At 39.5% G+C, this 15,543-nt stretch carries 15 protein-coding genes; 12 read left to right on the top strand and 3 right to left on the bottom strand.

Going from position 1 to position 15,543, the window contains the following annotated elements:
* Position 1: 1 nt before the first annotated feature.
* The 9 genes from secY to rplQ all read left to right on the top strand — a co-directional run bounded on the left by secY (position 2) and on the right by rplQ (position 6,091).
* Positions 2-1,345 (top strand): preprotein translocase subunit SecY, encoded by a 1,344-nt coding sequence (secY, locus tag BUE31_RS20830; protein ID WP_073405776.1) that lies wholly within the window; start codon positions 2-4, stop codon positions 1,343-1,345.
* A gap of 6 nt (positions 1,346-1,351) precedes the next feature.
* Positions 1,352-2,143, top strand: coding sequence for a type I methionyl aminopeptidase (gene map, locus BUE31_RS20825; RefSeq protein WP_073405775.1), 792 nt, complete (start codon positions 1,352-1,354; stop codon positions 2,141-2,143).
* 63 nt (positions 2,144-2,206) lie between these two features.
* Positions 2,207-2,425, top strand: coding sequence for a translation initiation factor IF-1 (gene infA / locus BUE31_RS20820; protein ID WP_022833270.1), 219 nt, complete (start codon positions 2,207-2,209; stop codon positions 2,423-2,425).
* A gap of 8 nt (positions 2,426-2,433) precedes the next feature.
* Entirely contained in the window at positions 2,434-2,550 is a 117-nt protein-coding gene (gene rpmJ / locus BUE31_RS20815) for a 50S ribosomal protein L36 (RefSeq protein ID WP_073405774.1), read from the top strand.
* Between the two features lie 73 nt (positions 2,551-2,623).
* Entirely contained in the window at positions 2,624-3,001 is a 378-nt protein-coding gene (gene rpsM, locus BUE31_RS20810; protein ID WP_073405773.1) for a 30S ribosomal protein S13, read from the top strand.
* 132 nt (positions 3,002-3,133) lie between these two features.
* Entirely contained in the window at positions 3,134-3,523 is a 390-nt protein-coding gene (gene rpsK, locus BUE31_RS20805; protein WP_073405772.1) for a 30S ribosomal protein S11, read from the top strand.
* A 68-nt stretch (positions 3,524-3,591) separates the two neighbouring features.
* Complete coding sequence (gene rpsD / locus BUE31_RS20800) at positions 3,592-4,200, top strand: 30S ribosomal protein S4 (protein ID WP_073405771.1); 609 nt, start codon at positions 3,592-3,594, stop codon at positions 4,198-4,200.
* Between the two features lie 93 nt (positions 4,201-4,293).
* On the top strand, positions 4,294-5,286 hold the full coding sequence (locus BUE31_RS20795) for a DNA-directed RNA polymerase subunit alpha (RefSeq protein WP_073405770.1): 993 nt from the start codon (positions 4,294-4,296) through the stop codon (positions 5,284-5,286).
* Positions 5,287-5,476: 190 nt separating this feature from the next.
* Complete coding sequence (gene rplQ, locus BUE31_RS20790) at positions 5,477-6,091, top strand: 50S ribosomal protein L17 (RefSeq protein WP_073405769.1); 615 nt, start codon at positions 5,477-5,479, stop codon at positions 6,089-6,091.
* 90 nt (positions 6,092-6,181) lie between these two features.
* Here rplQ and BUE31_RS20785 read toward each other — a convergent pair whose 3' ends face one another.
* Positions 6,182-6,715, bottom strand: a complete 534-nt coding sequence (locus BUE31_RS20785; protein ID WP_143167201.1) for a GNAT family N-acetyltransferase — start codon at positions 6,713-6,715, stop codon at positions 6,182-6,184.
* 409 nt (positions 6,716-7,124) lie between these two features.
* On the opposite strand from BUE31_RS20785, the gene BUE31_RS20780 reads away from it, so the two are divergent.
* The 3 genes from BUE31_RS20780 (at position 7,125) to dnaK (ending at position 9,817) form a co-directional block, all read left to right on the top strand.
* A complete protein-coding gene (locus tag BUE31_RS20780) occupies positions 7,125-7,319 on the top strand; it encodes a hypothetical protein (RefSeq protein ID WP_073405767.1) in 195 nt (64 codons plus the stop codon).
* Between the two features lie 124 nt (positions 7,320-7,443).
* Positions 7,444-7,629, top strand: coding sequence for a hypothetical protein (locus BUE31_RS20775; RefSeq protein WP_143167200.1), 186 nt, complete (start codon positions 7,444-7,446; stop codon positions 7,627-7,629).
* A 238-nt stretch (positions 7,630-7,867) separates the two neighbouring features.
* Positions 7,868-9,817, top strand: coding sequence for a molecular chaperone DnaK (gene dnaK / locus BUE31_RS20770; protein WP_255376679.1), 1,950 nt, complete (start codon positions 7,868-7,870; stop codon positions 9,815-9,817).
* Positions 9,818-9,994: 177 nt separating this feature from the next.
* Here the strand turns inward: dnaK and BUE31_RS20765 are convergent, their stop codons facing one another.
* Together BUE31_RS20765 and gcvP are read right to left on the bottom strand one after the other, a co-directional pair.
* Positions 9,995-12,169, bottom strand: a complete 2,175-nt coding sequence (locus BUE31_RS20765; protein WP_073405764.1) for an NACHT domain-containing protein — start codon at positions 12,167-12,169, stop codon at positions 9,995-9,997.
* 279 nt (positions 12,170-12,448) lie between these two features.
* Positions 12,449-15,358, bottom strand: coding sequence for an aminomethyl-transferring glycine dehydrogenase (gene gcvP / locus BUE31_RS20760; RefSeq protein ID WP_073405763.1), 2,910 nt, complete (start codon positions 15,356-15,358; stop codon positions 12,449-12,451).
* Positions 15,359-15,543 lie beyond the last annotated feature (185 nt).

The raw sequence follows: 15,543 nt of genomic DNA, 5'->3' as shown, positions 1-15,543 counted from the left end.
GATGAAGAAATTTTTCACCACATTATCCAATATTTGGAAAATCGATGATTTAAGAGTGCGTATTTTGAACACACTCTTATTTCTTTTTATATATCGTGTAGGCTCATACGTAGTTCTGCCGGGTGTTAACGCTAATTTGCTTAGCCACCAGCAAGGCAATGAAGGCATAACAGGTTTACTCAATATGTTTGCCGGAGGATCGTTTTCACGGGCCTCAATTTTTGCGTTAGGTGTAATGCCTTATATTTCGGCTTCCATTGTGGTGCAATTATTAGGTATTGCTGTTCCATATTTCGCCAAACTTCAGAAAGAAGGCGAAAGCGGCAGAAACAAGATCAACCAGTGGACGCGCTATCTTACCATCGGTATTACTGCACTGCAGGCTATTGGTTATTTGAAATCGCAGATTTCACCTGATCAAATGCTTTTAGTAAACCCATATTTCACAATTCTGAATATGTTCGTGTTAACTTCAGGTACTATGTTTGTGATGTGGCTTGGTGAAAAAATTACTGATAAAGGTATTGGAAATGGTATTTCACTCATCATTATGGTGGGTATTATTTCGGCGCTTCCGGGTGCATTCCTTACTGAATTCCAATCACGTACTGTTGGTGCGGGTGGTTTAGTTACCTTTATTGTTGAAATTTTGGCCCTGATAGGTGTGGTAATGTTTACTGTGCTTATTGTACAGGGTACCAGGAAAGTTGCTGTTCAGTACGCAAAACGTATTGTTGGTAACAAACAATATGGTGGTGTGCGCCAGTATATTCCGTTAAAGGTAACTGCTGCCGGTGTAATGCCGATAATATTTGCACAAGCCTTAATGTTTATACCGTCAACGGTAGCACAGTTTTTTCCTAATGCAGCATCAAACAGCATATTAATGTCATTATCTGACTATACCTCATGGGCACATAATTTATTGTTTGCTGTACTAATTATCCTGTTCACTTTCTTCTATACGGCTATTACGGTTAATCCTAATCAAATGGCAGAGGATATGAAAAAGAACGGCGGCTTTGTTCCGGGTATTAAACCAGGACGGGCAACCGGAGCGTTTTTAGACGCTGTAATTTCAAGGATAACTTTACCGGGCGCTATTGCGCTGGCTATTGTAGCTATTATACCAGCATTTGCAAGTATGATCCACATCAGCAGTTCATTTGCACGGTTTTTTGGTGGTACTTCATTAATTATTCTTGTGCAGGTTGTATTAGATACTTTACAGCAAATAGAAAGCCATTTATTGATGCGTCATTATGATGGCTTGATGAAAAGCGGAAGAGTTAAAGGGCGTACGGCTATCCCATCAGCAGGTGGAACGAGCCAGCCTGTTATATAATTTAACATGTCAAAGATTCATTATAAGTCTGTCGAAGAGATAGAACTGATAAGAGAAAGTTCTTTACTTGTTTCCAAAACACTTGGGGAGATAGCGAAAGTTATCCGCCCAGGTATTAAAACCATTGAATTAGATAAACTTGCAGAAACTTTTATCCGTGATAACGGAGGTGTTCCTGCATTTTTAAATTATCATGGCTTCCCGTATTCATTGTGTATTTCGATGAATGACCAGGTAGTACATGGTTTCCCAGGCAAGCATGTGCTTGTTGAGGGCGATGTAGTATCGGTTGATTGCGGGGTGATCCTGAATAAATATTTTGGCGACTCTGCCTTTACTTTCGCCATTGGCGAAGTTAGCAGCACCGCTAAGGATCTGATGCGCGTTACCAGGGAATGCCTTGACTTAGGTGTTGAGAAAGCGGTAGCCGGAATGCGTATAGGAGATATAGGTTACGCGGTACAGGAGCATGCTGAAAAGCATGGTTATGGTGTAGTAAAGGAACTGGTGGGGCATGGTGTAGGTTTAGAGCTGCATGAAAAACCCGAGGTGCCTAACTATGGTAAGCGCGGAGCAGGTGTTAAATTAGAGGAAGGAATGGTGATAGCCATTGAGCCTATGATTAACGCCGGTAAAGCCAGGGTTAAGTTTTGGGATGATGGATGGACCGTATCAACCATTGATGGCAAGCCATCTGCTCATTATGAGCATACGGTAGCTATCAGGAAGGGACAACCCGATATACTTTCGACATTTTCTTACGTAGATAATGTTTTAAAAGAAAAAGAAAATAATTAAAATATTTTTATTAATTTTGCATCCCGGTTTTAGGGCGGATAATTAAGTAATAATCAGTAAAATATGGCTAAACAATCATCGATTGAACAGGACGGAACAATTCGGGAAGCATTATCAAATGCAATGTTCAGGGTTGAACTGGAAAATGGTCATGAGATTATTGCGCATATTTCCGGAAAAATGCGGATGCACTACATCAAGATATTACCTGGCGACAGGGTTAAATTGGAGATGAGCCCGTATGATTTAACAAAAGGTAGAATAACCTATAGATATAAATAATAAACGAGATGAAAGTTAGAGCATCCATTAAAAAACGCAGTGTTGATTGCAAGATCATCCGCCGCAACGGGAAACTTTATGTGATCAACAAAAAGAATCCGAAGTACAAACAACGTCAGGGATAATTAAAGGAATTGTAGTAATCCGTACAACGGTGGCCCGCCGTTCGGTTATTACGTAAAAATACAAACAAAAAATATGGCAAGGATTTCAGGTATTGATTTACCAAAGAATAAAAGAGGCGAGATTGGCCTGACCTACATTTATGGCATTGGCCGTTCAACAGCTCAAAGAATTTTGACTGAAGCAGGTATTGATTTCAATACAAAAGTTCAAGACTGGAATGATGAGCAATTAGCTACAATTCGTGGTATAATTAATGATCAGATAAAAGTTGAAGGCTCTTTGCGTTCAGAAGTTCAACTGAACATTAAGCGTTTAATGGATATAGGTTGCTACCGTGGTACCCGTCACCGTAAAGGATTGCCTTTGCGTGGTCAGCGTACTAAAAACAACTCACGTACCCGTAAAGGAAAACGTAAAACAGTTGCTAACAAGAAGAAAGCTACTAAATAGTTGATTGGTGGTTAGAGGGCAGAGATTAGTTGAAGCCGGAAATCACCAGGAATAAGTAAATTATAAAATGATTTATGAGTCCGAATTATTCGCTAATTCAGTAATTCATTAAATCAGTAATTAAACAAGAAAATGGCTAAGAGCAAAAAAGTAACCAAAAAGCGTGTTGTAATTGTCGAGTCGGTTGGCGAAGCACATATCAACGCTACTTTTAACAACATCATTATCACCCTTACCAACAAAACAGGCCAGGCTATTTCATGGTCGTCTGCAGGTAAAATGGGTTTCAAAGGTTCAAAAAAGAATACACCATATGCTGCAGGACAAGCTGCCGGCGATTGCGGTAAAGTAGCTTATGATTTAGGCTTACGCAAGGTTGAAGTATTTGTAAAAGGCCCGGGCGCTGGTCGTGAATCAGCTATCCGTACTTTGCAAACTGCAGGTATTGAAGTAACCACAATAAAAGATATTACACCGCTTCCGCATAACGGTTGCCGCCCTTCAAAAAGGAGAAGAGTTTAATTAACAATTTTTTTAAAGCTAAGATTCGACAGCTACAGGCTGTTTGATACTTTAAAAACCACACAAAAATGGCTAGATATACAGGACCAAAATCCAAAATTGCGCGCCGTTTCCGCGAACCGATCTTCGGTCCGGATAAAGCGTTAGAAAGAAAAAATTATCCACCGGGCATGCATGGTGCTTCCAAAAGAAGAGGAAAGCAATCAGAGTATTCAACCCAGTTGATGGAAAAACAGAAAGTTAAATACACTTATGGTGTGTTAGAACGTCAGTTCGAAAACTTGTTTCACCGTGCTTCTGCTAAAGAAGGTATCACAGGTGAAAACTTGCTGAAATTTTTAGAAGCCCGTTTAGATAATGCAGTTTACCGTTTAGGTATTTCTCCAACCCGTTCAGGTGCACGCCAGTTAGTTGGCCACAAGCACATCACTGTTAACGGCGAGGTTGTAAATATTGCATCTTATGCTTTAAGAGCAGGTGATGTTATCGCGGTTCGCGAAAAATCAAAATCATTAGAGACAATTGCAAATTCAGTGGCAGGTCGCAGAATTAACAAATACAGCTGGCTTGAGTGGGATGCTGCCAATTTAACAGGCAAATTCCTAAACTATCCAAATCGCGATGAGATCCCTGAAAACATCAAGGAAAACTTAATCGTCGAGTTGTACTCAAAATAATAACGATACTTATCCGCATTATGATTGGCAGATTCTGCCAATCTTTTGTGGTTTAAATCATTTCAATTAGTAAACAATAAATAAAGGATATAAATGGCAATTTTAGCATTTCAAAAACCAGACAAGGTTATCATGCAGAAATCAACTGATTTTGATGGCACGTTTGAGTTTCGTCCGTTAGAACCAGGCTTCGGTGTAACCATTGGTAATGCTCTTCGTCGTATCTTACTTTCATCACTTGAAGGTTATGCGATCACTTCAGTTCGTTTTTCAGGAGTGATGCATGAGTTTTCAACCATAAAAGGTGTTGTTGAAGATGTAACCGAAATTATACTTAACCTAAAACAGGTGAGGTTTAAAAAATCAGGTGAATCTGGCGACAGCGAAAAGATATTTGTTATCATTAATGGCCAGGATGCTTTTAGTGCGGGTGATATCACTAAATTCTCAAATAACTTTACTGTTTTAAATCCGGATCTTGTGATCTGTAACATGGATTCATCAGTAACGCTTGAAATTGAGCTTACCGTTAGCAAAGGCCGTGGCTATGTTGCTAGCGAAGAAAACAAAAACCCTGACGCTAATGTAGGTGTAATAGCTATCGATTCTATTTACACGCCTATTAAGAACGTTAAATATACTATCGAGAACTATCGTGTGGAACAAAAAACAGACTATGAAAAATTAGTTCTGGATATTACCACTGACGGCTCTATTCATCCTGAAGATGCACTTAAAGAAGCTGCTAAGATTCTTATCCAGCACTTTATGTTGTTCAGCGATGAGAACATGATGCTTGAAGCACAGGCTAAAGAAGAAACCAAAGAAGTTGACGAAGAAATTTTACATATGCGTAAGATCCTTAAAACTGAACTGGTTGATCTTGACCTTTCTGTACGTGCATTAAATTGCCTTAAAGCTGCTGACATCCGCAGCCTGGCTGATTTAGTTTCGTATGATGTTGCTGACATGCTTAAGTTCAGAAACTTTGGTAAAAAGTCATTGACTGAAATTCAGGACCTGGTTAAATCAAAAGGCTTATCTTTTGGTATGAACCTGTCAAAATTTAAGTTAGACGAAGAATAATTTAGAGATTAGCGATTAGAGATCAGTTCTGAACTTTAATCGCTAATTTTTTTTATAACAATAGAGCAGTGTACTGAGGCGATCTCACTACGCACCACTCAAATTAACAACTGAGTATTTGCATAATTCCGAGGACTTGACGATATAACGCCGTCCGACGGTATGCACGTGCCACAAACAACAAAATACAATGAGACACGGAAAAAAAGTTAACCATTTAGGCCGTACTAACAGTCACCGCAAGGCGATGATGAGTAACATGGCCACCTCGCTTATCTTACACAAGCGTATTACTACAACATTAGCTAAAGCGAAAGCTTTACGCGGATATGTTGAGCCAATTCTTACAAAATCAAAAAGCGATACTACACACTCACGCCGTACAGTATTTAGCTATCTGCAGGATAAAGATGCTGTTAGCATCCTGTTCCGCGAAATAGCTGAGAAAATTGCTAGCCGTCCGGGTGGTTACACTCGTATCATCAAATTGGAAAATCGTTTAGGTGATAACGCTGAAATGGCAATGATCGAGTTAGTAGATTACAACACAGTTTACGGTAATGATGTAGTTAAAACTGAGAAGAAATCAACACGTCGCCGTGGTGGTTCTGCAAAAGCAAAAACTGCTGAGCCTGCTGCTAAAACTGCTGCACCTGCTGAAGAAAAAGCTGTTGAAGTTGCACCGGTTGCTGAAACTCCTATTGCTGAGGCGCCAGTTGCTGAAGCACCTGTAGCCGAGACTCCTGCTGCTGAAACTCCTGAAGCACCAGCTGCAAACGAAGAAAATGCTGAAAAAGGCGAATAATTAATCCCTTTTAAGGATATAAAAATGCCCCGCTCATTTTGAGTGGGGCGTTTTTGGTTAAATGTTATCGACAATGGCGAGATTGAGGATTTATGACATCCCCTTTTTTAAGCTATAGGTTAACAATCCATCATTATCTTTCTCAACTTCCTCAAAGCCACATTTGGAAAGGATCCTTCTGGAAGGTAAATTATCCTGATAGGTATGCACAATAATTGCTTTGACATTTTCCCGGCTAAAAGCCCAGCCTGATAATAATTGCAGTGCCTCGGTTGCATAGCCTTTATTTTGATGTTGCTCATTTATCATATAGCCGGTTTCTGCTTCGCCTTTTTCATTTGGCTCACCGTTAAAACCTAAACCGCCTACAGATATGTTGTCGCTTTTTAATATAATCTCCCAATTGGTGTACCATTTATAGGCTTGCGGATTTGCCAGTGTTTTGGGTAGCCAGAAGTTCACCATAGCATCGTTGATCTCTTTTTTATAAAAATCGCTTATTTGCGGATTTGAGATATTTAAACCCAAAGCAAGTTCCATAGTCTGCCTGTTAGTATGCAGCAACTGCAATAATTCATGTGTTAACGGGATCATCCGTAACCGTTCTGATTCGATATAAAACATTTGATTTTTGAATTTAATAACAATAAAAAACTGGTTCAATTTTTTTAATTGAAAGGTTAGCCATGTGGATTTGGCTATTGTTATACAATTCCAGGCAAGGTGGTCTGCCGGTTTAGTGTGTTAAGTAACAGAGGCGTTTAATTATATCATAAATATAGATATTATTATTGAGGCTTGAATATCTGTTAAGTTTTCTGTGTGCTTCACCTTAGTTAAGTGAGAAACGAAATTTTGTTTTATCAGATAAGTATGTGTAGCTTTATATTAACCTAAACACAATCACAGCCCTATAGGTATGTATTTGCAAAGGCCATTTTACTTTATTTTTATTGAAGATGTACTATAACTGACCTCAAGGTATCGAGTCCTGTACCTTTAAACCAGGGCCAAGAACTAAACCGAAATAATTATGAAATCTAACTTAGGAAAACCACTTTCTAAAAAGGAAATGAAAGCTGTTATGGGCGGTAAATTCCCCGGCTGTGCAGCACAGGGCCAAAATGGCGAGGCGTATTCACAAGGCTGTTGCACCGGCCTGACTGAATGCCCTGGTTCGACACATAAATGTGAACCACCAAGTGATCCCTGCCATGGTGTTGCTTAATTAGGCCATTGTAATTACTGCCGGGTTAGCCGGCAGTAATTTTATTTATGTTTTATGTGTCACTGTGCCATAAAGGTACCAAGCCTTGTGCCATAATACCTGGGCCAAAATTAAATCATCAGATATGAAAATCAATTTTGGAGAGCCTCTTACAAAATATGAAATGAAAGCTGTTAAAGGCGGTATCGGAATAGGGTGCGCTATAGCAGGAAACAAGGCAAAGTACTGGACCCTGGGATGCTGCCCCGGGCTGTATACCTGCCCCGTTTCAACCCTTTGTGTTATTTCGGCAGATCAGTGTTTGAATTAGCGCCAGTTCAGTTGTCACTCCTTAATTTATATTACTTGTACCGGATTAGCAAATAATACTAAAAGCCGGTACAGGCACTTTATTTGCCTGCATAGTCCAATGTTTGTCAAAATATATTTTCTGCCAACCTGTCACCGTTTGAATGCACTTTACTGACTAATTTTTACCTTTTGCCTTTTCCCTTTCCTCTTTCACCTTAATTTTTCTGCCAAACCTAAATTGGCACAACCCTTGTTAAATAGGTTGTAATACAAATAATCAATCAAGAAAATATAATCATATGTCTAAAATAATTGGAATCGACTTAGGAACAACTAACTCCTGCGTTGCAGTAATGGAAGGTAACGAGCCTGTAGTTATTGCCAACAGCGAGGGTAAACGTACTACGCCGTCTGTAGTGGCTTTTGTTGACAATGGCGAGCGTAAAGTGGGTGATCCGGCTAAACGTCAGGCAATCACTAATCCAACAAGAACTATTTATTCAATAAAACGCTTTATGGGTAACCAGTTTAACGAGGTTACTAAAGAAGCATCACGCGTGCCTTACAAAGTGGTTAAAGGCGATAACAACACTCCGCGTGTTGAAATTGGCGACCGCATGTATACCCCACAGGAAATTTCAGCAATGATCCTTCAAAAAATGAAGAAAACAGCTGAAGACTTTTTGGGTCATGAAGTTACTGAAGCGGTTATTACCGTACCGGCTTATTTTAATGATGCACAGCGCCAGGCTACTAAAGAAGCAGGTGAAATTGCAGGCTTAAAAGTACGCCGTATAATAAACGAACCTACTGCTGCTGCCCTGGCTTATGGCCTTGACAAAACGCACAAGGATATGAAAATTGCCGTATTTGATTGCGGTGGCGGTACACATGACGTATCAATCCTTGAATTAGGTGATGGCGTTTTCGAAGTAAAATCAACTGATGGCGATACACACCTTGGTGGTGATGATTTTGACCAGGTAATTATCGACTGGATGGCTGATGAGTTTAAAAGCGACGAAGGTGTTGATCTGCGTAAAGATCCAATGGCTTTACAGCGTTTAAAAGAATCTGCTGAAAAAGCTAAGATCGAGTTATCGAGCTCAGCTCAAACTGAAATTAACTTACCATACGTTACCGCTTCTGACGGTGTGCCTAAGCACCTTGTTAAAACTTTAACCCGTGCTAAATTTGAGCAGCTGGCTGATAGCTTAATAAAACGTACTATAGAACCTTGTAAATCAGCATTGAAAAATGCAGGTTTAAGCACTTCTGATATTGACGAAGTAATTTTAGTAGGTGGTTCAACCCGTATCCCTGCGATACAGGAAGCTGTTGAAAAATTCTTTGGCAAAGCGCCTTCAAAAGGTGTTAACCCTGACGAAGTGGTTGCAATAGGTGCAGCTATCCAGGGTGGTGTATTAACAGGTGAGGTAAAGGATGTATTGTTGTTAGATGTTACCCCGCTTTCATTAGGTATTGAAACTATGGGTGGTGTAATGACCAAGCTTATTGAAGCTAACACTACTATCCCTACCAAAAAATCTGAAGTTTTCTCAACTGCGTCTGATAGCCAGCCATCAGTAGAGATCCATATATTACAGGGTGAGCGCCCTATTGCATCGGGTAACCGTACAATTGGCAGGTTCCATTTGGATGGAATACCACCGGCTCCGCGTGGCGTACCACAGGTTGAAGTAACTTTTGATATTGATGCCAACGGGATCTTGCATGTATCTGCAAAAGATAAAGCTACCGGTAAAGAGCAGAAGATCCGTATTGAAGCATCTTCGGGTTTAACCGATGCCGAGATCAAGAAAATGAAGGACGAAGCTGAAGCAAATGCTGATTCTGACAAAAAGGCAAAAGAAGAAGTTGAAAAACTGAACGCTGCCGACGCCCTGATCTTCTCAACAGAAAAACAATTGAAAGAATATGGTGACAAAATTTCAGCTGACAAAAAAGGCCCTATCGAAGAAGGTTTAACAAAGTTGAAAGAAGCTTATGCAGCTAAAAACTTTGCCGATATTGATACAGCACAAGCTGAATTAAGCAATGCCTGGAACGTAGCATCAGAAGAGATGTACAAAGCGGCAGGTGATGCAGGACAGGCTCAGCCAGGTGCAGAAGGCGGTGCAGGTGCACCACATGCAGAAGGCAATGCCGACACTGTTACAGATGTTGACTTTGAAGAAGTAAAATAAAGGCCCCCTAACACCCTAAAGGGGGAATAAGAAAACCCCGGTTATTTAGTTAGCCGGGGTTTTTTATTGGGATATTATTTTGCTGTGTTAATGTTAATACTACAATAATGTTCAATGGTACATAATTGCATCGATAATACTTATTCGTGATTTAGATAACTCCTCATGTTATTTTCTTTAGCAATCTGTTAAGCAATCTGGTAAGATTGTTTTTAAAACCCCTGCCCTTAGAATAAAACCTTTAAACGCTTCTATTTTTTTTAATGAATCTTTATCTCCTAATTTAATTTTTTCAATCCAATCATAAAATCGAGAAAAAGCAGTTCTATCACTATTGTTATATTTATAAACTAATTCTAATTGTGTTTCTATTAGGGCTAATTTCTCGTCTCTCACGTTTTGCTTCAATATAAGCTCTTCAATAGGTCCATGTCTCGATTCAAAAGTCAGCTTTTCTTCCTCTGTCCCCGTTTCTAACACTCTTTGCAATTTCTTTACGTCCTGTTCGGCAGATTGATGGACTTCTTTTGCTTTAACTAACAATGCAAACTGCTTGACATAGAAGAAAAATCCTGGATCCAGGAGCCAGGTTTCTGAGAAAAATTGCATTTTTTCATTCTCGAATTTCAAAGTGTAACTCCGAATCGCAAATAGCTGTTTAAACTCTTGTAAGTTAAGTATTTCTTCAATCCAATCAACTTTTTCAATTTTGTTTTTATTTAACATAATATCGTAATTCTTTAGAATTTGATACAACATGTAAATATTTTTAAAATAAACATCAAATAGTATTAGTCGTTTTAGATTTTTGAAATGTTTTAGAAATTTAAATTCTATTTTGTCAGCAGAATAAATGCATAGATAATCAATGCTTTCGAAGTCGTGGACAGTTAAATTTGCTAATTCCTGAGTTTTGATCTTTGTCGAAAAACCTGAAGCAAATTTAAACTCTCCTTTTGTGTTACTTCTAAGTTGATTGAGATACATTTCTTCAAAAAATATTTTCGCAGTATCCATGCCTCCAAAGTCAAATGTCAGATAGAAATCAGGAACCTTAAAAAACTCTCTCGCTAGGAAGTACTCCAAAATAGACTTATGAGAGAATTTATATTCCCCGGCTGCATTTCTATTCAAAAGCGACTTACTTCTTATTTCGACATCTGTAAGTATATATTGATTATCAAATTCTGTCAGATTTATTGAGCCAATAGTAAAACTATCTTGTGCTGATGAAATATAAAGCCCATTTCTGATTTCTCTGTTAATATAAATATTTACAGCAAGTTTTTGTGAAAAGTTATACAACTCATCCTTAAAATTTTGGCTTGTACCAAAACGTTGTTTTATTCCATTTTTTTTAGATTCTCTTATAAGCCAATATTTAATCATTTCTTGGTAAACTTGATACGAGTAAGTGAATTCATGATCTGCCTTTATTAAATCGTCTATAAAACTAAGTAACATCGGCCGCACAACGAGATTTGGGCATTTTGCTGCTACCAATGCTGCTCTATCATAATCATAACTTATTACTGAAAATCTCATCCTGAGATATTTATCCACATCCTTATCATCAAAAACAGACAAGTAGAGCTTCTGGAACTTATATTCTCCTTTATCTCCGCCGGTAAAATAGCCTGTTTCATGAGGCTCTTCCTTTTGGGATGGGAAAAATTGCGTTCTTGATGTTATTATTATAAAACGAAATTTAGTCGTCTTGTTTACTATTTCAGTAAGTCTTTTTTTATAATCTTTACTTGCCTTGATGTCTTCATCAAATGCATCTAGCAATAGAATTGTGTTTGGCGGGTCGGAAATTTTTGCAATCGATTCAAAAGTATCTTGATGCCAAACCGGAAATAATTTAATATCATATTTTTTTATACCTAATGGATTTTGCCATTTATTCTTGTAAGAAACGTAAAGATTGATTAAAAAAGCTGTTTTTCCCATGCCTGAATCAGCGAGAATTAAAAAGTGCTTATTGTCAACTTTGCCAAGAGGAAATACATTTTCGAGAAATAACGAAATTAATTTTTCTTTCGCCGACGCAATATATTTTCTTCCAGGTTCGTCATCTTCTGAAGGGCTAACGTTTTGATAATTAGGTGCTATGTAATATTTTGTGCGGTTGTATACATCAGATGGGGTATAAAATGGATGTAAATCACGATTAAGTATTCGTTGATTTCGTTTGAGGAAAATGTATTTTATTAATTTCCAAAATTGTACGATTAATGTTGAAACAAAGCCAATTAATAGAATTAGAAAAATTATTTTATTTGAATCGGATTCTGGAATTTTAGCTGCTTTTAGAAAGGCCTCTACTAATTTGGTAAATTTTTCAAACATTTGCGTTGTTAATAAGGTGGTCGATAATTCAATACTAAATTTAAGGGTTTTTATGGATTACCTCATTTGAATTTAATATAAAGAAGTAAAATAATCCCTATCCCAAAAGAGATTAATAAACTATTAGTCCCGACTATCTATTTAGCTCGTTTTTTGTTGAAGAAAAGTTTAAGCAGCACAAAAAAAGCCGCCGGATAAATCATCCAACGGCTTTCTTATTTTATAAACATCAGTCAATTTCATCCGCATATTCGCACATCAGAAATCGGCACATCAATCTCACGTTCCGTATTCCGGGGTTGTTATTTCACTTTCTTCAAACTCGTAGTCTGTTAAAGGCGGGCAGCTACAGATCAGTGTCCTGTCGCCATAAGTATCGTTTACACGACCAACCGATGGCCAGAATTTATAAGCAGCAACGTAAGGCAGCGGGAATGCCGCTTTTTGACGGCTGTACGGATGCTCCCATTCGTTAGCGGTAATTACCGATGCGGTGTGCGGTGCATTTTTAAGCGGGTTGTCAGTTTTGTCGGACAGGCCTTTTTCTACATTGTCAATTTCATGACGGATGGAGATCATGGCATCGCAAAAACGATCAAGCTCATGCTTTGGTTCTGATTCGGTTGGCTCAACCATAACGGTACCGGCAACAGGGAATGATACGGTTGGCGCATGGAAACCATAGTCCATTAAGCGTTTGGCAATATCGGTAACCTCAATGCCGAAACTCTTGAATGAACGGCAATCCAGGATCATTTCGTGCGCACAACGGCCATTGGCGCCTGTGTATAACACAGGGTAGTGATGCTGTAAGCGGGTTTTTATATAGTTAGCATTCAATATGGCGTAACGGGTTGCATTGGTTAAGCCATCGCTGCCCATCATAGCTATATAAGCATGTGAGATGATCAGGATTGAAGCTGATCCCCAAGGCGCAGATGATACGGCGTGGATTGATTTGCCTTTGTCAATATCAACAACCGCATGTCCCGGTAAGTAAGGAACCAGGTGTTTTGCTACGCCGATAGGGCCCATACCAGGACCGCCACCGCCATGCGGAATGCAGAATGTTTTATGCAAGTTAAGGTGGCAAACATCAGCACCAATATTAGCCGGGCTTGTTAAGCCTACCTGCGCGTTCATGTTTGCGCCATCCATATAAACCTGGCCGCCATTTGCATGGATAATCTCGCAGATCTCGATGATCGACTCTTCAAAAACGCCGTGGGTTGATGGATAAGTAACCATCAAACATGAAAGCTCATTTTTATATTGTTCGGCTTTTGCTTTCAGATCGGCAACGTCAATGTTCCCGTTATCATCACATCTAACCACAACAATCTTCATCCCGGCCATTGCTGCTGATGCAGGGTTGGTGCCGTGTGCTGATGAGGGGATTAAAGCGATATTACGGTGACTGTCGCCACGATCGTTATGATAAGCACGGATCACCATTAAACCGGCATACTCGCCTTGTGCGCCTGCATTTGGCTGTAAGCTCATGGCTGCGAAGCCTGTGATTTCGCTCAGCCAGTTATTCAGCTCATCAAAAAGTTGCATATAGCCACCTACCTGGTCGGTTGGTGCAAAGGGGTGCATCTTGCTGAATTCGGCCCAGGTTACAGGAACCATCTCTGTGGTAGCATTAAGCTTCATTGTGCATGAGCCCAAAGCGATCATTGAATGGCAAAGTGAAAGATCTTTTGCCTCCAGCGATTTAATATAACGCAGCATTTCATGCTCAGAATGGTGCGAGTTAAATAATGCGTGGGTTAAGTAAGCTGATTTACGTTGCAGATCAGCCGGGATAACCGTGATAAGGTTTGCCTTAAGCTCATCAAAGCTTACATCATTCAGTGTTTTGCCTTTCACGCGGGCAAAAAAGCGAACAATGGTTTTGATATCTTCAGGAGATGTTGTTTCATCAACAGAAATGGTAACAACCGAACCTTTATAGTTAAAGTTCATCTGGTTGTTGATAGCCTCCGCATGAACCGGGCTTGCCAATACACCCAAATCAAATTTCAGTGTATCAAAATAAGCTTCGTTAAGTTGCTCATAATCCAATTGCTTTAATGACTCAGCCAGTAAAACAGTTAAGCCGTGGATCCTTTCAGCAATGAGCTTAACACCGGCAGGGCCATGGTAAACGGCATACATACCGGCCATAATTGCCAGCAATGCCTGCGCGGTACAAATGTTTGAAGTAGCCTTATCCCTACGGATATGCTGCTCGCGCGTTTGCAATGCCATTCGCAAGGCATAATTGCCTGCGCTATCAATAGTAACCCCGATTATGCGGCCGGGGATAGAACGTTTGTATTCTTCTTTAGTGGCAAAAAATGCTGCGTGCGGGCCACCAAAACCCATTGGTACGCCAAAGCGCTGGGTTGAGCCAACAACAATGTCAGCACCCCATTCGCCTGGAGGAGTTAACAGTACCAGGCTCATTATATCGGCAACTACAGTAAGCTTAATGCCTTTTTCGTGTGCCTTTGCAGCATAGTCGGTATAATTATAGACTGCACCGTTACCTGCAGGGTACTGAACTATAGCGCCAAACATATTGTCGGTTAGTTCAACGGTTTGGTGATCGCCAATTAATAATTCAATGCCATAAGGCTGTGCACGGGTCTTTAAAATATCAATAGTTTGCGGGAACACTTCCTCAGATACAAAAAATACATTTGCATTTTGATTTTTGCGCAGGCTGTATTGCATAAACATAGCTTCAGCAGCGGCTGTGCCTTCGTCAAGCAGTGATGCATTGGCAATTTCCATCCCGGTTAGATCAACTACCATGGTTTGGAAGTTTAACAATGCCTGTAGCCGGCCTTGTGCAATTTCGGCCTGGTAGGGGGTATATTGGGTGTACCAACCTGGGTTTTCAAGGATGTTACGCTGGATAACTCCCGGCACTATAACATCATAATAACCCTGGCCAATAAGTGATTTAAATACTTTGTTTTTTGACGCGGTTTGTTTCAGCGTGTTTAAATAATCAAACTCGCTTTTTGCCGGTGGAAGATTAAGCGGTGCTTTCAATCTTATCTTTTCCGGAATAGTTTGAGCGATCAATTCATCCAATGAATTTACGCCAACAGCTTTTAACATTTGTGCGGTATCAGCTTCGTTTGGAGCTATATGACGCGACTGGAATTTTTCCTGGTAATCAATATTCAACTTCATCAAATGGGTGGTCAGTTATTTTGGTGCAAAGGTACAATTTTAGATAATGAGTATCAATTACGTTAACCTAATGTTAGGGATTTTACAGTAAGATGTAGTACGGGATTCATGCCGATGATTTATCGGCTAACCCGTGATTTGAGTTTAGTATGGAATTTAAACCCTGTTACAAAATATTATTGCTA

Origin of the sequence: Mucilaginibacter sp. OK098 (genome assembly GCF_900142915.1) — a bacterium.
Taxonomy (GTDB): domain Bacteria; phylum Bacteroidota; class Bacteroidia; order Sphingobacteriales; family Sphingobacteriaceae; genus Mucilaginibacter.
The sequence above is the reverse complement of the archived record's forward strand: the minus strand, read 5'-3'. Positions and strand labels throughout refer to the sequence as shown.